This window comes from Pseudomonas sp. OV546, assembly GCF_900116845.1.
GTDB lineage: Bacteria > Pseudomonadota > Gammaproteobacteria > Pseudomonadales > Pseudomonadaceae > Aquipseudomonas > Aquipseudomonas petroselini.
Genome location: NZ_FPCE01000013.1, coordinates 145,626 through 162,975, shown reverse-complemented (window position 1 = coordinate 162,975; position 17,350 = coordinate 145,626). Strand labels below are relative to the sequence as shown.

The window sequence follows — 17,350 nt, the reverse complement described above, 5'->3', positions numbered from 1 at the left end:
CCGCAACCACACACGAGTGAAACGCCCTTGGCAGAGCGTTGCCTCAAACCGTGGCCAGCACCTCGGCCTGCACACCGAACAAGGGTGTGAGCGGATCTTTCAACCACTGCTCCACCAATGGCCACACTTGAACCTGTGCGGCTTTGCTGACGAGCATTTCCACGTGCCCGAAATCCTCGGTAAACCCTTGCTGGCGCCCCAGGCACAGGTATTGGCGGTGCTCGGATCCGACTTGCTCGAATAGTCTGCGACACGCCCAGTCAGGGTCCTGATGGTCGCCGGCGGCGCTGACCGCCAACAACGGCACATCGACACTTGCCAAGCCTTTCCACCAGTCGTTTTTACCCTCGCCAAAGCGGCCGAACAGACCATTCCAACGCATGGCTTCGATCAACACGCCCGCGGGCTCGTCCTCCGGGCCACGCTTGAACCGTGAGCCGGACAGTTCGCCGAAGCGTTTCAGCAGCAAGCGGCCAGTCCACTCCACCGGTGGCAATTTCAACGGCCAGTGGGTGCGGCTGACCTGGCAACCAAACAAGGCCACCGAAGCCACTGCCGGCGCGCCAAGGTGTTGCCCACCCAGCGCTGCAGCCAGGCTTGTGCCGCCCAGGGAGTGGCCGATCCAGTGGGGAATCTGCGCACTTTGCTCACGCACAAACGCGCCAATCGCCGGCAAGTCATAGCGTGCATAGTCAGCGACGCGATTGCGGGCGTAGTCATGATTGCGCTTGGACAAACCATGGCCGCGCATTTCCGGGATCCACACATCAAACCCCTGGCGTGCCAGATAAGCCCCCAGGCCAATGCCCTTGGGTGAGTACCAGAAGCGCCGGTTGGAAAAACTGCCATGCAACAAAATAACCGGGATGCCCCGGTTTTCCGGGACATCGGCCAAGCCCAAACGAGTAACGGCCAGCTCGACGGTACCGTCGGGGCTGTTACCGGGTTTGAGGCGGTACACATCTTCACTCAGGTCGCCACGACGTTCAGCGCTGATCAGGGCGACGGGAAACAGGTTGCTGCTGCTTTGCATAATGCTCTTGCACAAAAAAGGGCGGCGTCCGGAAGGAATTCCGCCCTGCACAGATAAGAATGCCGGTCACCCTCGAGAGGTGACCGGCACTTTTGACGTAACGACCTTAGACGGACGCTTGGCCTTCCGCCAGGAAGAACCAGGTTTCCAGCACGGAATCGGGGTTCAGAGAGACGCTTTCGATGCCCTGCTCCATCAGCCATTTGGCCAGGTCAGGGTGGTCGGAAGGGCCTTGTCCACAGATACCGATGTACTTGCCGGCCTTGTTACACGCCTGGATGGCATTGGCCAGCAGCTTCTTGACCGCAGGGTTACGCTCATCGAACAGGTGCGCGATGATCCCGGAGTCGCGGTCCAGGCCCAGGGTCAGCTGGGTCAGGTCGTTGGAACCGATGGAGAAACCGTCGAAGAATTCCAGGAACTCTTCGGCCAGGATGGCGTTGGACGGCAGTTCGCACATCATGATCACGCGCAGACCGTTTTCGCCACGCGACAGACCGTTTTCAGCCAGCAGGTCGACCACCTGGCTCGCCTCGCCCAGAGTGCGCACGAACGGCACCATGATCTCGACGTTGGTCAGGCCCATCTCGTTGCGCACGCGCTTGAGGGCGCGGCATTCGAGTTCGAAGCAATCACGGAACGCTTCGCTGATGTAACGCGAGGCGCCACGGAAGCCCAGCATCGGGTTTTCTTCTTCCGGCTCGTAGAGCTTGCCGCCGATCAAGTTCGCGTATTCGTTGGACTTGAAGTCCGACAGGCGCACGATGACTTTTTTCGGGTAGAACGCCGCCGCCAAGGTGCTGATGCCTTCCACCAGCTTCTCGACATAGAAGCCGACCGGGTCGTTGTAGCCGGCGATGCGCTTGTCGACGCTTTCCTTGATATCCAGCGGCAGGCCGTCGTAGTTCAACAGGGCCTTGGGGTGCACGCCGATCATGCGGTTGATGATGAACTCCAGGCGGGCCAGGCCCACACCGGCGTTCGGCAACTGCGCGAAGTCAAAGGCGCGGTCCGGGTTGCCGACGTTCATCATGATCTTGAACGGCAGGTCCGGCATGGCGTCGATGGAGTTTTGCTTGATGTCGAAGCCCAACTCGCCTTCGAAGATGAAGCCGGTGTCGCCTTCGGCGCAGGACACGGTCACGCCCTGGCCATCCTTGAGCAGTTGGGTGGCGTTGCCGCAACCCACTACGGCCGGAATCCCCAGCTCACGGGCGATGATCGCCGCGTGGCAGGTACGCCCGCCACGATTAGTGACGATGGCGCTGGCGCGTTTCATCACCGGCTCCCAATCCGGGTCGGTCATGTCGGAGACCAGAACGTCACCTGGCTGGACTTTGTCCATTTCGGACACGTCCTTGATGATCCGCACCTTGCCCGCGCCGATGCGCTGGCCGATGGCACGACCTTCCACCAGCACGGTGCCGGTCTCTTTCAACAGGTAGCGTTCCATGACGTTGGCCGAAGTACGGCTCTTCACGGTTTCCGGACGGGCCTGCACGATGTACAGCTTGCCGTCGTCACCGTCCTTGGCCCATTCGATGTCCATCGGGCACTTGTAGTGCTTTTCGATGATCATCGCTTGCTTGGCCAACTCGCTGACTTCCGCGTCGCTCAGGCAGAAACGGGCGCGTTCGGCCTTGTCCACCTCAACGGTTTTAACCGAGCGACCGGCTTTGGCCTCGTCACCGTAGATCATCTTGATGGCCTTGCTGCCCAGGTTGCGGCGCAAGATGGCCGGGCGACCGGCCTCAAGGGTATGTTTGTGTACGTAGAATTCGTCCGGGTTGACCGCGCCTTGTACGACGGTTTCGCCCAGGCCGTAGGCACCGGTGATAAACACCACGTCACGGAAGCCCGATTCGGTATCGAGGGTGAACATGACGCCGGCAGTGCCGGTTTCCGAACGCACCATGCGCTGTACACCGGCAGACAAAGCCACCAGCTTATGGTCGAAACCCTGGTGCACACGGTAGGAAATCGCGCGATCGTTAAACAGCGAGGCGAAGACTTCCTTGGCTGCGCGAATCACGTTTTCGACGCCGCGTATGTTCAGGAAGGTCTCTTGCTGGCCGGCGAAGGAGGCGTCCGGCAAGTCTTCGGCGGTGGCCGAGGAGCGCACGGCAACAGCCATATCCGGGTTGCCGGCCGACAGGGTGGCGAAGGCGGTGCGGATTTCTTCGTTGAGCTTCTCGGGGAACTCGGCGTCCATGATCCATTGGCGGATCTGGGCACCGGTCTTGGCCAGGGCATTGACGTCATCAACGTCCAGAGCGTCCAGCGCGGCGTGGATCTGAGCATTGAGGCCGCTCAGTTCGAGGAAATCGCGGTAAGCCTGGGCCGTGGTGGCGAAACCACCGGGCACCGATACACCTGCGCCTGCAAGATTACTGATCATCTCGCCGAGGGATGCGTTCTTGCCCCCCACGTGCTCTACATCATGGACGCCGAGCTTATCGAGGGAAACTACGTACTCTACCAAGGTGATCTCTCCACTTTCTGTGTTGGAAAAGCTCAGGACGCCGGCTGCTCAGTAGGAGCGTTCGCCAGCGCTTGTGGCCTGGACCTGGAAAATAAGTGAGAATGCGGCCCACCGCGGGACGGCAAAATCGCGCCTATCATATCCAAGATTCGCCATCAGCTTAAGGCCCAGGGCTCAAATGAAACGATCTGCTTTCTTTATCTCCGACGGCACCGGCATCACAGCCGAAACATTGGGCCAGAGCCTGCTCGCGCAGTTCGAAAACATTACCTTCGCCAAATTCACGCGCCCGTACATCGACAGCGTGGATAAAGCGCGGGCCATGGTACAACAAATCAATCTGGCGGCTGAAAAAGACGGTTTCCGGCCGATCATTTTCGACACCATCGTCAATCAAGACATCCGTGAGATTCTCGCAACGTCGAATGGTTTCATGATCGACATTTTCTCGACCTTCCTGGCGCCGCTGGAGCAGGAGTTGAGTGAACACTCCTCCTATTCGGTCGGAAAGTCCCATTCCATTGGGCATAACTCCAATTATATGGAGCGTATCGAGGCGGTGAACTTTGCCCTCGACAACGACGACGGCGCCCGTACCCATTACTACGACAAGGCCGACCTGATCCTGGTCGGCGTGTCGCGCTGCGGCAAAACGCCCACCTGTCTATATATGGCCATGCAATTTGGTATTCGCGCAGCCAATTACCCGCTGACCGAGGACGACATGGAGCACCTGACGCTGCCGGCCGCCCTGCGCGCGCACTCGCACAAGCTGTTCGGCCTGACCATCGACCCGGACCGTCTCACAGCGATCCGCAATGAGCGCAAGCCCAACAGTCGCTATTCCAGCTATGCGCAGTGTGAGTTCGAAGTGCGCGAAGTAGAAAATCTGTTCCGTCGCGAGAATATTGCGCACATCAATTCCACGCATTTTTCGGTGGAGGAGATTTCGGCGAAGATTCTGGTGGAGAAAGGCGTGGAGCGGCGCTTCAAATAGTCATTACCGCCTGCCGCTTTTGTAGTGAGCGAGCTTGCCCCGCGCTGGGCAAGCCAGCTCACCACAATAAAGCGAGCCCGCCGTTACAGGTGGAAGCGCCCGCCTCCCTGCCCCAATGCTGTAGCCAGCGCATCAAACCCCGCCCGTAACAACTGATCATCCCCCGACGTATTGCAGATACTCGCCCGAATGAACTGAGGCACCGCCGTCTGCCCCACCGCAAAGGCTTCAGCGGTAGCGATCAGGTAATTATTCTGCTTGAGCTCCGCCTCGATTTCCGACGCACGCCACGGCTCCGGCACCTCAATCCAGAAATGCGGGCTGTTGAGATGGGTGCGGTATTCCAGCCCGGTCAGCAGGTCGCGGACCAGGGCTTTACGTCGGCTGATTTCGTTGATCTGCTGGCGCAGCAGGTATTCCGCCGTGCCATTTTCGATCCACTGGGTGGCCAGCTCAAGGGTCACGGGCGTGGCCATCCAGCAGGTCGAACGCAGGGCTGCCGAAATACGGCTGACCAACGCCGGCGGCGCATGCACATAGCCCACGCGCAGCCCGGCGGACACCGCTTTGCTCAGGCTGCTGATCAGAATCGTACGCTCAGGGGCGAAATAGCTGAGTGGCGGCGGCCGGTCTTCGACCAACACACCGTGGGCTTCATCCTCAAGAATCAGCAGGTTGTGTTCCCTACACACTTTGACCAGCGCTTCGCGACGCGCGACCGAGAGCACCGCCGTGGTCGGGTTCTGGATCGTCGGCGTGCAGTACAGCGCTGAAATCCGGTGATTACGACAGACTTCGTCCAGCGCGCTCGGCAGCACGCCCTCCTCGTCCATGTCCAGGCCGATCAGGCGGATACCCAGCATGCGCGCGGCCGTAATGAGGCCAGGATACGTCAGCTGTTCGGTGACCACCGTATCGCCCGCCCGCAACAGCGCCATCATTGAGCACAGCAGGCCGTGCTGGCCGCCGTTGACGCAGATGACTTGCTCGGGAATCGGATGAAAATCACGCTGCACCAGCCATTGCGCGCCCGCTTCACGGTAGCGCGGCAGGCCGGCGTCCGGGGTGTAGGCACTGATGTCCTGGAGGAACTTGGCGTTGGTCGACAGGGTTTGGAAGCTCTGGGCCAGGAACACCGTCTCCTGTCCGGGGATGTGCATGTTGCGGCTCATGTCGAAGTACTGGCGCGGCTCTTCGCTGAAGTTGCGAAAACCTTCATCGCGCTGGCGCTCCATCCCACGCTTGCGCACGAAGGTGCCGTCGCCGACTCGCGCCACAACCAACCCCAGGCGTTCCAGTTCGCCGTAGGCCCGGCTGATGGTGCCTATCGTCACACCCAGGTTGTCGGAAAGCACCCGATGGGGCGGCAGTTTTCTTCCCGGTTCAATCAAGCCTTCAAGGATGCCCCGTTCCATGACATCGGACAGGCGCTTGTACTTCACGCCCTGCCCGTTGGACAACCCCTCACGCATAATTGACACCATGTCAATATTTGTTTTGACAGCCATCTTTCGCCCTAATAGTGTGCTTTTACGGGTTCAATCGCCGATTTTTACAACTCATTACAAGCTCAATATAGAGTTCAATTCCGGCTCAGGGAAGCAATAAACGATGCCAATGTCCGCCGTTCTCGAAAACACCGCCAAGACCAAAACCCAAAAACAGTGGCTGGCCGGGCTGATCACCAGCGTGATGTTCCTGATCGTTTGCCTGAGTTGGGGCACTACGTGGCTGGGGATCAAGATTGCCGTGGAGAGCGTGCCGCCGCTGACGTCCGCCGGCCTGCGCTTCCTGATCGCTTTCCCGCTGTTCCTGTGTTTTGCCATGGTGCGCCGCGAGCCGATCCTGTTTCCCCGTGAAAGCCGCTGGTTCTTCGTGTTCGTAACCCTGTCCTACTTCAGCGTGCCCTACTACCTGCTCAACTACGGCGAAATGCATGTCTCGTCCGGCCTTACCGCGCTGCTGTTCAGTTGCATGCCGGTGTTCATCCTGATCTTCTCCGCGCTGTTCCTGCGCGAGCGCATCTACTTTTCCCAGGTGGTCGGTATCGGTATCGGTTTCGGCAGCCTCTACATGATCATCAAGAGCCAGGGCCTGCACCTGGACCACGCCGAGTTCTTCGGGGTACTGGCGATTCTGACCGCTGCGATCATGCATGCCTTGTGCTACGTCATTACCAAGCAGAAAGGCAGCGCCATCAGCGTGATCACCTACAACACCCTGCCCATCGGCATTGCCGGGCTGATGCTGTTCGTCGCCGGGCTGTGGTTTGAAGCGCCGACCTTCGACGCCATCACCCTGCGCTCGTGGGGCGCCCTGTTCTACCTGGGCCTGGTGGCCTCGGTGGGCGGGTTCATCGTGTACTTCATGCTGCTCAAGCGCTTGAGCCCGATCATCCTGTCATTCGTGTTCATCATTTTCCCAGTGTTCGCGGTGATCATTGGCGCCTGGTACGAAGGCGTGTCGATTTCCCGTGACCTGATGCTGTACTCGGCCATCCTGCTGGCCGGCTTTGCGATCACCAAGTTGCCGGTTGAAAAACTCCTGGCCAAGAAAAAATGACCCCTTCCCTGCCCCATCAACATCAGCAACGCGAGAGCCACATGGACGTCCTCCGCCCCACCGCCCTGGAACAGATCTACGCCCACGCCCGCCGCAGTTACCCCGAAGAATGCTGCGGTTTCATCTTCGCCGACGGCAGCGTGTACCTGGGCAGCAATATCCAGAATGAACTGCACCGCAAGAACCCCGAGATGTACCCGCGCAGCGCAGCCAACGGCTACACGTTCTCGGTGGCCGACACCCTGCTGATGAACAAAGCCTTTCGCAGCGACAACCCAGTGGTGGTGATCTACCACTCCCACCCGGACGTCGGTGCCTATTTCAGTGACGAAGACCAGGACAAGGCGCTGTTCCTGGGCGAGCCGATCTACCCCGTGAGCTACCTGGTGGTCGACGTTCGCCAGGGCCAGGCCCTGGGCTCCAAGCTGTTTGCCTGGGATGGCAAGCATTTCGCCCTTCAACCTTTCAACGACCTGCACACGGAGTTGTCCATGAACGCTGTCTCTTTCCCCGACATTCTGGTTCGCGTGGCCAAGCTGCCGGAATCGACCCTCGAGGGCACCGGATCGACATTGCGCGAAGTCATTGAAAACCTCTGCAGCAGCCACCCACAGTTGCGTTCGCACCTGTTCCACGAGAAGAACAACCAGCTCAAGGAACACTTCCTGTTTACGGCCGAGGAAGCGCTGATCGATGCCGACGAGCCCTTGCCGCAAAAGGCCAAAATCGAAGTCCTGCTCGCGACCTCTGGCGGCATGGATGTCGACGCACTGAGCAATGAAGAAGTACAGCGCTACGTGCGCCATATCACCCTGCCCGGCGTAGGTCGCGAAGGTCAACTGAACCTCAAGAAAGCCAAGGTGCTGATCATCGGCACCGGCGGCCTCGGCTCACCGATCAGCCTGTACCTGGCCGCCGCCGGCATCGGCACCCTGGGGCTGGTGGACTTTGATGTGGTGGAAAGCAGCAACCTGCAGCGCCAGATCGTCCACGGCAACAGCACACTCGGCATGCCCAAGGTCGAGTCCGCCAAGCAACGCCTGCAAGACCTCAACGGCCATATCCAGATCAATGCCCACGACACCGCGTTGAACGCTGACAACGCCCTGGAATTGGTAGGCGCCTACGACCTGGTGATCGACGGCACCGACAATTTCGACACCCGCTACCTCGTCAACGATGCCTGCGTGCAACTGGGCAAACCCTTGGTGTACGGCGCCATCTACCGCTTCGACGGGCAGATCAGCGTGCTCAACTATCAAGGCGGGCCTTGCTATCGCTGCCTGTTCCCCAGCCCGCCGCCCGCCGAACTGGCACCCAATTGCAGCGCCGGTGGCGTGATCGGGGTATTACCCGGCGTGGTCGGGATGATCCAGGCCACCGAGGCCATCAAACTGCTGATCGGTATTGGTGAACCCTTGTCGGGCCGCTTGATGCGCTTTGACGCGCTGGCGATGAAGTTCAGCGAGATCCGCTTCAAGCGCCGCGCCGATTGCCCCTGCTGTTCCGAGGCACGCCACAGTGAAACCCTGGCGCCCGCTGTCTGCGCGGATGCCGTGCCCAACCCACCGTCCCTGGCCGAAGAGCGCTACATCAAGCCCCGGGTACTCAAGCAAGTGCTTGAACACCCCAGCAGCGCCGACGTGCTGCTGGACGTGCGCGAAGCCAGCGAATTGGAGGTGTGCAAGTTGCCGGGGGTGGTGCACATCCCCCTCGCCGAACTGGACGGCCACCTCGACAGCCTCAGCCGTGACAACACCCACTACCTGATCTGCTACGCCGGCAGCCGCGCCGAGCAAGCCGCCAGCACCTTGCTGGCCGCCGGTTTCGCCAACACCAAAGTCCTGCAGGGCGGCATGAAACATTGGGTTCGCGACGTCGAACCCGACATGCCTTTGTATTGAACCGAGGGTTGAATGATGTTGCATAACTCCATTCTTGAGGTGATCGGCCAAACGCCGATCGTGCGTTTGGCGCAGTTCTCCGAAGACCTCGGTATCGAGGTCTACGCCAAGCTCGAATCCCTCAACCCCGGCGGCAGCCACAAGGCGCGCATCGCCTTGGGCATGATCCTCGACGCCGAGCGCCGGGGCGTGCTGATCCGTGACTCCGGGCAAACCATCATCGAGCCCAGCGGCGGCAACACCGGTATCGGCCTGGTGATGGCCGGCAATGTGCTGGGCTACAAAGTGGTGCTGGTAATCCCTGACAACTACAGCCCCGAAAAACAGAAGCTGCTGCGTTTATATGGGGCCAAGGTGGTGCTGTCGGACAGTCGTCTGGGTAACAATTCCCACGGCGAAAAGTGCATGGAGCTGCAGCTGGAAAACCCCAGCTACGTGATGCTCAACCAGCAGCGCAACGGTGCCAACCCGCAGACCCACCGCGACACCACCGCACCGGAAATCCTCCGCGCCTTCGGCGAGCGACGCGCAGACTACTTTGTCAGCGGCATCGGCACCGGCGGGCATATCACCGGCATCGGCGAAACCCTGAAAGCCGCCTGGCCTGGCCTGCGCGTCATGGGCGTGGAACCGGAAGAATGCGACCTGCTGAAAAACCAGCACGCGCCGCATCATATCCAGGGCCTGTCGATCGGCCTGATCCCGAGCATCCTCAACCTGGACGTGATCGACGGCATGCTCAAGGTCTCGCGCCAGGACTGCATCGATATGATGAAACGCATCATGCGCACCGACGCCATCAGCCTGGGTCTGTCGTCCGCCGCCAACATGGTGGCTATCGCCAAGCTCGCTCCCGAACTACCGCCCGACACGGTGGTGTTGACCATGGTCTACGACAATGCCGACAGCTACCTGCCCAGTTTTGAATAACGGGTTTTCCAACCACATAGAATGCGGGGGTGCCTCGATGGGCGGCTTTATCGACATGCAACAATTGCACGATGAGTTGCTGACTCACCTCATCAAGACCCTCACACCCGTACAGATGAAACAGCTGGAACCGCACCTCGCGCCGCTGATCCAGAATGCCGCCCAGGCGGTGGCCGAAGACCTGATCGCCTATGCCTACCGTGACCCGGCGTCGCGTGGGCGCGGCGAGTTGATCCTGGAGTCCTACGCTTCGTTCAAGGCGGTGCTGTATTACCGCCTGGCACACGTGGTATGGAATTTCCCCGACCAGCACAATGGCGTGTTCTCGCGCATCGCGCTCAAGCTAAGCAACCAGGGCAAGATCCTGTCCGGCGCCGAAATTCACCCGGCGGCGCGCATCGGGCGACGCTTCGTGCTCGACCACGGCTACGGCACTGTGATCGGCGAAACCTGCGAGATCGGTAACGATTGTTACATCCTCTGCGGCGTGACCCTGGGCGCCCGCGGCATCGCCAACAACCCCGACGGCAAGCGCCATCCACGCCTGGGCAATAACGTTGAGGTAGGCGCCGGCGCACGCGTGCTGGGTTATGTGTTGATCGGCGACAACGTATTTATCAGCCCATCCTGCGTGATCACCCAGGACGTGCCCGCCGGCACCAAGGTCAAGGTGGTCAACCAGATTCAGCTGCAAAAAAACGATGAATCGGACAACAGCAACTACCTCGGTGCATTCGCCCTGGACGAGCGGTTGCATGTGGTCGGCGAGATCAACGCCAGCCACAAGGTCACCGTGCTGGACGCCGATTTTCATCCGTTGCAGGGGCTGATGCTGGAGCCCACGGTGAAGGAGCGTCATCACCTGCAATTTCGCCTGCACCGCGTCGAGTCGGGCAACCACTTGCCGCGCCTGCCGCTGAACCTGAAGGTCTGCGGCCCCGAATTTGAAATCACCCTGCTCTCCCCCCCTGGCTTGAGTGCAATGGTGCGTCACCTGCTGCAAGCCAGCCCATTGATCGTCGGAGGTTGAACATGTCCGTGCATACCATGGAAACCCTGGCGCTGTTCGACAGCGCGCCTTATCAGAACGCGTTCAGCGCCCGGGTGATTGCCGTCAGCGAACACGGCATTGCCCTGGAACACACACTGTTCTATCCCACCGGCGGCGGGCAGCCGGGAGACACCGGCCACCTGACATTGGCGGACGGTACGCGCGTCGAGGTGACCGGCACAGTGCGCGACCCGGTGCTGCGCTCGATTATCTGGCACCAAGTGGAGCACTGGCCCGAGCAGTTGACCGCAGGGGTGCAGGTGGACGCCGGCCTCGATTGGGAACGTCGTTACCAGCACATGAAAATGCACACCTGCCTGCACCTGCTGTGCTCAATCATTGATGCCCCGGTGACCGGTTGCAGCATCAGTGCCGACAAGGGCCGCCTGGATTTCGACCTGCCGGAAATGACCCTCGACAAAGACAGCATCACCCGCGACCTCAACGCCCTGATCGAACAGGCCCACGCGGTGAAAACCCTGTCGATGCCGGCCTCCGAATATTCCACCCTGCTGCAGATCACCCGCACCCAGGCGGTGGCGCCGCCGGTAATCCAGGGCTCGGTGAGGGTCATTGAAATTGCCGGGATCGATATCCAGCCCTGCGGGGGCACCCATGTGCTCAATACCGAGGAAATCGGCCGGGTGTTCTGCGAGAAGATCGAGAAGAAGAGCAAGCACAATCGCCGGGTGATTCTGCGATTCGAGTGAACACGGTCAACTGTGGGAGGGGGCAAGCCCCCTCCCACATTTATTGGGTTTACACAGATGAATACGGGGTGTCTGCTAGATCACGAACAAGTCCACAAACCGATTGACCGCTGTGGCTTCAAGCGTCGCCTGGTCCTTGCACAACGCAAAAATCTCGGCGCTGCGCTGCGCGGTAAACCGTGTGGCCAGGTTGGCCTTGAACTTGTCTTCCAGCAACGGAATGCCATCGACTCGACGGCGGCGATGGCCGATCGGGTACTCCACCGCCACTTGCTCGGTGCAGCTGCCGTCGTTGAAAAACACCTGCACCGCGTTGGCAATGGAGCGCTTGTCGGCCTCCAGGTATTCCCGGCTGTAGCGTGGGTCTTCGACGATGACCATCCTGTCGCGGAGCGCATCGATGATCGGGTGGGCAGCATGGAATTCATCTTCGTACTGCTCCGCCACCAAATTGCCGAACGCCAACGGCACGGCGGTCATGTATTGCAGGCAATGGTCGCGGTCGGCGGCGTTGGCCAGTTGACCGACCTTGGAGATGATGCGAATTGCCGACTCATGGGTCGTGATCACGATACGCTCGATTTCGTGCAGGCGATCTTTCACCAACGGGTGCAAGGTCACCGCCGCTTCGCAGGCGGTTTGCGCGTGGAACTCGGCGGGGAAGCTGATCTTGAACAGCACGTTTTCCATCACATACGTGCCGTAGGGCTGGGAAAGGCTGAACGCGCGCTTGTCCTGCGGCTTGAGTGCCAGGTCCTTGTTGGTGTGGCTGAACAGCACGTCATAGAACCCCCACTGCGGCGCGCTCAATACCCCGGGAATGCCCATCTCGCCGCGCAACGCGATATCCGCCAAACGCACGCCCCGGCTCGACGCATCCCCCGCCGCCCAGGATTTGCGCGAACCGGCATTCGGTGCATGCCGATACGTACGCAACGCCTGCCCATCGACAAACGCATGGGACAACGCCGCAAGCAACTGCTCACGGTTGGCGCCCATCAGCTTCGCGCTCACCGCCGTAGAGGCGACTTTCACCAACAGCACATGGTCGAGGCCGACACGGTTAAAAGAGTTTTCCAGGGCAATCACCCCCTGGATTTCGTGGGCCATGATCATTGCTTCCAGTACCGCGCGTACTGTCAGCGGTGCGTCGCCGTTGGCCACGCGCTTTTGCGACAGGTGATCAGCCACGGCGAGGATGCCACCGAGGTTATCCGAGGGATGACCCCATTCGGCGGCGAGCCAGGTGTCGTTGTAGTCGAGCCAACGCACGATGCAGCCGATGTCCCACGCGGCCTTGACCGGGTCCAACCGGAACGACGTGCCCGGCACCCGCGCGCCAAACGGCACCACCGTGCCCTCGACGATCGGCCCCAGGTGCTTGGTGCATTCCGGGAAACGCAAGGCCAGTAGGCCGCAGCCCAACGTATCCATCAGGCAGTTGCGGGCGGTGTCCAAGGCGTCCTGCGAGTCGATCCGGTAGTTGAGGACATAGTCGGCGATGTCCTGCAGGACCTGGTCGTAGTCGGGACGGTTGTTCTGGTCGACGTTGGCGCTCATGGCAGTTACTCCTAAAAGGTTGGGTTAGTCCTCAGGATCACGGTTGATCGCTCCATCGCAGATCTGGCCGCCTGCTTGGGGGTATGGAGATCCAATGTGGGAGGGGGCAAGCCTCCTCCCACATTGGAGACAGTGTGGGTTGCTAGAAAGCGTCGCCCGGCACGCGGACGAAGCCTTCCATCAGCACTCGGGCGCTGCGGCTCATGATGGCTTTCTTCACCACCCATTCGCCGTTCACCTGAGTGGCTTCAGCACCGACACGCAAGGTGCCGGACGGATGCCCGAAGCGCACCGCATTGCGTTCAATACCGCCCGCCGCCAAGTTGACCAACGTCCCGGAAATCGCCGCGGCCGTGCCAATCGCCACGGCCGCCGTGCCCATCATCGCGTGGTGCAATTTGCCCATGGACAGCGCGCGCACCAGCAGGTCCACATCACCGGCCTTGATCGCCTTGCCACTGGACGCCACGTAATCCGCCGGCTTGGCCACAAACGCCACCTTCGGCGTGTGCTGGCGCTGGGCAGCTTCGTCCAGGTGCTTGATCAGGCCCATGCGCAACGCGCCGTAGGCCCGCACGGTTTCGAACATCGCCAGGGCCTTGGGGTCGCTGTTGATCGCGCCTTGCAGCTCCGTGCCGGTGTAGCCGAGGTCTTCGGCGTTGATGAAAATCGTCGGGATACCGGCGTTGATCAACGTGGCCTTGAAGGTGCCGACACCGGGCACTTCCAGGTCGTCGACCAGGTTGCCGGTGGGGAACATCGAGCCGCCGCCGCCCTCTTCTTCCGCCGCTGGGTCCATGAACTCCAACTGCACCTCGGCGGCCGGGAAGGTCACGCCGTCAAGCTCGAAGTCGCCGGTTTCCTGCACCGCGCCGTCGGTGATTGGCACGTGGGCGATGATGGTTTTACCGATATTGGCCTGCCACACCCGTACCACGGCTACGCCGTTGTGGGGCACGCGGGCGGGGTCGAGCAGCCCGGCGCTGATGGCGAAGGCGCCGACCGCCGCCGACAGGTTGCCGCAGTTGCCGCTCCAATCAATAAACGGCTTGTCGATGGAGACCTGGCCAAACAGGTAGTCCACGTCGTGATCGGCGCGGGTGCTTTTCGCCAGGATCACGGTTTTGCTGGTGCTCGATGTGGCGCCGCCCATGCCGTCGATCTGTTTGTCGTAAGGGTCTGGACTGCCGATTACCCGCAACAGCAAGGCGTCACGCGCCGCCCCCGGCACCTGCGCCGCCTCGGGCAAGTCCTTGAGGTTGAAAAATACGCCCTTGCTGGTACCGCCACGCATGTAGGTGGCGGGGATCTTGATTTGCGCTACGTGTGCCATGGTTACCCCTCAGGCCGTCGCCGCCGATTCCAGGAAGTCCTGGGCAAAACGTTGCAACACGCCGCCCGCCTCGTAGATCGACACTTCTTCGGCGGTGTCCAGGCGGCAGGTCACCGGCACTTCGACACGCTCGCCATTCTTGCGGTTGATCACCAGGGTCAACCGCGCACGCGGGGTGCGCTCGCCGACCACATCGTAGGTCTCACTGCCGTCGATCTTCAGCGTGTGGCGGTCGGTGCCGGGCAGGAACTCCAGCGGCAACACGCCCATGCCCACCAGGTTGGTGCGGTGGATGCGCTCGAAACCTTCAGCGGCAATCGCTTCCACACCGGCCAGGCGCACGCCCTTGGCCGCCCAGTCACGGGACGAGCCCTGGCCGTAGTCGGCGCCGGCAATGATGATCAGCGGCTGCTTGCGTTCCATGTAGGTCTCGATGGCTTCCCACATCCGCGTGACCTGGCCTTCCGGCTCGAGGCGCGCCAGGGACCCCTGCTTGACCTTGCCGTCTTCAACCACCATTTCGTTGAACAGTTTCGGGTTGGCGAACGTCGCGCGCTGCGCGGTCAAATGGTCGCCGCGATGCGTTGCGTAAGAGTTGAAGTCCACTTCAGGCAGGCCCATTTTCGCCAGGTATTCGCCGGCGGCGCTGTCGAGCATGATCGCGTTGGACGGCGACAAGTGGTCGGTGGTGATGTTGTCCGGCAGCACCGCCAGCGGGCGCATGCCCTTGAGCGGGCGTGCCCCGGCCAGCGCGCCTTCCCAGTAGGGGGGGCGGCGGATGTAGGTGCTTTGTGGGCGCCATTCGTACAGCGGCGCGACTTTCGGGCCGGTGTCTTCGTGAATCGCGAACATCGGAATGTACACCGCGCGGAATTGCTCAGGCTTCACCGAAGCCTTGACCACAGCGTCGATCTCTTCGTCGCTCGGCCAGATGTCTTGCAGGCGGATTTCCTTACCGTTGGCGTCGAGGCCGAGCACGTCTTTCTCGATATCGAAACGGATGGTGCCGGCAATCGCATACGCCACCACCAGCGGCGGCGACGCAAGGAAAGCTTGCTTGGCGTACGGATGAATCCGTCCGTCGAAGTTGCGGTTGCCGGACAACACGGCCGTGGCGTACAGGTCGCGGTCGATGATTTCCTGCTGGATCACCGGGTCCAGTGCACCGGACATGCCGTTGCAGGTGGTGCAGGCGAAGGCCACCACGCCGAAACCGAGCTTCTCCAGCTCAAGGCCCAGCCCCGCCTCTTCCAGGTACATGGCCACGGTTTTCGAGCCGGGTGCCAGGGACGACTTGACCCACGGTTTGCGCGTCAGCCCCAGTTTGTTGGCATTGCGCGCCAGCAGGCCTGCCGCGATCACGTTGCGCGGGTTGCTGGTGTTGGTGCAGCTGGTGATGGCCGCGATGATCACCGCACCGTCGGGCATTTGCCCTGGCACGTCATCCCACTGGCCGGAAATGCCTTTGGATGCCAGGTCGCTGGTCGCCACGCGGGCGTGCGGGTTGCTCGGGCCAGCCATGTTGCGCACGACGCTGGACAGGTCGAAGGTGAGGCCACGCTCGTATTGCGCGCCCTTGAGGTCATCGGCCCACAAGCCGGTGTGGCGAGCATATTGCTCCACCAGGGTGACTTGTTCGTCCTCGCGACCGGTGAGTTTCAGGTAGGCGATGGTCTGCTGGTCGATGTAGAACATCGCCGCAGTGGCGCCGTATTCCGGGGCCATGTTGGAGATGGTTGCGCGGTCGCCGAGGGTGAGGTTTGAGGCCCCTTCACCGAAGAACTCCAGCCAGGCACCCACCACTTTCTGCTGACGCAAAAACTCGGTCAGCGCCAGCACCATGTCGGTGGCGGTGATGCCCGGCAACAATTTACCGGTGAGCTCTACGCCGACGCTTTCCGGCAGGCGCATCCACGAGGCGCGGCCAAGCATCACGCTTTCGGCTTCGAGGCCGCCGACGCCGATGGCGATCACGCCCAAGGCGTCTACATGCGGGGTGTGGCTGTCGGTGCCGACGCAGGTATCCGGGAAGGCCACGCCGTCGCGCACCTGGATCACCGGGGACATTTTCTCCAGGTTGATCTGGTGCATGATGCCGTTGCCGGGCGGGATGACGTCGACGTTCTTGAAGGCTTTTTTAGTCCACTCGATAAAGTGAAAACGGTCTTCGTTGCGACGGTCTTCGATGGCGCGGTTCTTCTCGAACGCATCCGGGTCAAAACCACCGGCTTCGACGGCCAGGGAGTGGTCGACGATCAGTTGAGTCGGCACCACCGGGTTGACCTGCGCCGGGTCGCCGCCTTGCAGGGCGATGGCATCGCGCAGGCCCGCGAGGTCCACCAGCGCGGTCTGGCCGAGAATGTCGTGGCAGACCACGCGTGCCGGGAACCACGGGAAGTCGAGGTCGCGTTTGCGGTCGATCAGTTGGCTCAGGGAGGCATTGAGGGTGGCCGGGTCGCAGCGGCGTACGAGGTTTTCGGCGAGCACGCGGGAGGTGTAGGGCAACGTGGCATAGGCGCCGGGGGTGATTGCCTCGACAGCCGCGCGGGCGTCGAAGTAATCCAGGCGGCTGCCGGGAAGCGGTTTGCGAAATTCAGTGTTCATCGTCAGGACTCGGTCACGGTGGTTGCAAAAGGAGCCGATTGATCCAGCGTTGAAATGCAGTTCAAGTGTGGGAGGGGGCTTGCCCCCGATGGCAGTGTGTCAATCAACCCATCTGTTACTGATACACCGCTATCGGGGGCAAGCCCCCTCCCACATTTGACCCCATTCCAATTCCGGAAGAGCC

General features: G+C 61.2%; 12 protein-coding genes. 6 read left to right on the top strand and 6 right to left on the bottom strand.

Features of this window, described 5'->3' with window-relative positions; genetic code table 11:
- Positions 1-43 precede the first annotated feature (43 nt).
- Positions 44-1,033, bottom strand: coding sequence for an alpha/beta fold hydrolase (locus BM403_RS25345; protein ID WP_093545577.1), 990 nt, complete (start codon positions 1,031-1,033; stop codon positions 44-46).
- A 106-nt stretch (positions 1,034-1,139) separates the two neighbouring features.
- Entirely contained in the window at positions 1,140-3,515 is a 2,376-nt protein-coding gene (ppsA, locus tag BM403_RS25340) for a phosphoenolpyruvate synthase (protein WP_015885351.1), read from the bottom strand.
- 178 nt (positions 3,516-3,693) lie between these two features.
- On the opposite strand from ppsA, the gene BM403_RS25335 reads away from it, so the two are divergent.
- Positions 3,694-4,512, top strand: a complete 819-nt coding sequence (locus BM403_RS25335) for a posphoenolpyruvate synthetase regulatory kinase/phosphorylase PpsR (protein ID WP_003193298.1) — start codon at positions 3,694-3,696, stop codon at positions 4,510-4,512.
- 83 nt (positions 4,513-4,595) lie between these two features.
- On the opposite strand, the gene BM403_RS25330 is transcribed toward BM403_RS25335, so the two are convergent.
- Positions 4,596-6,020, bottom strand: a complete 1,425-nt coding sequence (locus BM403_RS25330; protein ID WP_046036409.1) for an aminotransferase-like domain-containing protein — start codon at positions 6,018-6,020, stop codon at positions 4,596-4,598.
- A gap of 160 nt (positions 6,021-6,180) precedes the next feature.
- Between BM403_RS25330 and BM403_RS25325 the strand changes: the two genes are divergently transcribed.
- Genes BM403_RS25325 through BM403_RS25305 form a run of 5 tightly spaced genes read left to right on the top strand, consistent with a single transcriptional unit; the run spans position 6,181 to position 11,669 of the window.
- On the top strand, positions 6,181-7,074 hold the full coding sequence (locus tag BM403_RS25325; RefSeq protein ID WP_162471081.1) for a DMT family transporter: 894 nt from the start codon (positions 6,181-6,183) through the stop codon (positions 7,072-7,074).
- Between the two features lie 41 nt (positions 7,075-7,115).
- Positions 7,116-8,978, top strand: coding sequence for a molybdopterin-synthase adenylyltransferase MoeB (gene moeB / locus BM403_RS25320; RefSeq protein ID WP_093545609.1), 1,863 nt, complete (start codon positions 7,116-7,118; stop codon positions 8,976-8,978).
- Positions 8,979-8,993: 15 nt separating this feature from the next.
- On the top strand, positions 8,994-9,908 hold the full coding sequence (locus tag BM403_RS25315) for a PLP-dependent cysteine synthase family protein (protein ID WP_043206318.1): 915 nt from the start codon (positions 8,994-8,996) through the stop codon (positions 9,906-9,908).
- A 37-nt stretch (positions 9,909-9,945) separates the two neighbouring features.
- The gene (locus tag BM403_RS25310; protein ID WP_015885356.1) at positions 9,946-10,938 is read left to right on the top strand and encodes a serine O-acetyltransferase; all 993 of its coding nucleotides are present in this window, start codon (positions 9,946-9,948) and stop codon (positions 10,936-10,938) included.
- A gap of 2 nt (positions 10,939-10,940) precedes the next feature.
- The gene (locus BM403_RS25305; protein WP_046036408.1) at positions 10,941-11,669 is read left to right on the top strand and encodes an alanyl-tRNA editing protein; all 729 of its coding nucleotides are present in this window, start codon (positions 10,941-10,943) and stop codon (positions 11,667-11,669) included.
- Positions 11,670-11,744: 75 nt separating this feature from the next.
- Here BM403_RS25305 and prpD read toward each other — a convergent pair whose 3' ends face one another.
- From prpD to acnD, 3 genes are all read right to left on the bottom strand, one after another.
- Positions 11,745-13,229, bottom strand: a complete 1,485-nt coding sequence (prpD, locus tag BM403_RS25300; RefSeq protein ID WP_093545574.1) for a 2-methylcitrate dehydratase — start codon at positions 13,227-13,229, stop codon at positions 11,745-11,747.
- 142 nt (positions 13,230-13,371) lie between these two features.
- On the bottom strand, positions 13,372-14,562 hold the full coding sequence (prpF, locus tag BM403_RS25295; protein ID WP_093545571.1) for a 2-methylaconitate cis-trans isomerase PrpF: 1,191 nt from the start codon (positions 14,560-14,562) through the stop codon (positions 13,372-13,374).
- Positions 14,563-14,571: 9 nt separating this feature from the next.
- A complete protein-coding gene (acnD, locus tag BM403_RS25290) occupies positions 14,572-17,166 on the bottom strand; it encodes a Fe/S-dependent 2-methylisocitrate dehydratase AcnD (RefSeq protein ID WP_046036404.1) in 2,595 nt (864 codons plus the stop codon).
- Positions 17,167-17,350: the final 184 nt, after the last annotated feature.

Coding starts and splice junctions, on each gene's coding strand:
- BM403_RS25335 (WP_003193298.1), top strand. CDS start 3,694: ATGAAACGATCTGCTTTCTTTATCTCCGACGGCACCGGCATCACAGCC.
- BM403_RS25310 (WP_015885356.1), top strand. CDS start 9,946: ATGGGCGGCTTTATCGACATGCAACAATTGCACGATGAGTTGCTGACT.
- BM403_RS25305 (WP_046036408.1), top strand. CDS start 10,941: ATGTCCGTGCATACCATGGAAACCCTGGCGCTGTTCGACAGCGCGCCT.
- moeB (WP_093545609.1), top strand. CDS start 7,116: ATGGACGTCCTCCGCCCCACCGCCCTGGAACAGATCTACGCCCACGCC.
- acnD (WP_046036404.1), bottom strand. CDS start 17,166: ATGAACACTGAATTTCGCAAACCGCTTCCCGGCAGCCGCCTGGATTAC.
- BM403_RS25345 (WP_093545577.1), bottom strand. CDS start 1,033: ATGCAAAGCAGCAGCAACCTGTTTCCCGTCGCCCTGATCAGCGCTGAA.
- BM403_RS25315 (WP_043206318.1), top strand. CDS start 8,994: ATGTTGCATAACTCCATTCTTGAGGTGATCGGCCAAACGCCGATCGTG.
- prpD (WP_093545574.1), bottom strand. CDS start 13,229: ATGAGCGCCAACGTCGACCAGAACAACCGTCCCGACTACGACCAGGTC.
- BM403_RS25330 (WP_046036409.1), bottom strand. CDS start 6,020: ATGGCTGTCAAAACAAATATTGACATGGTGTCAATTATGCGTGAGGGG.
- prpF (WP_093545571.1), bottom strand. CDS start 14,562: ATGGCACACGTAGCGCAAATCAAGATCCCCGCCACCTACATGCGTGGC.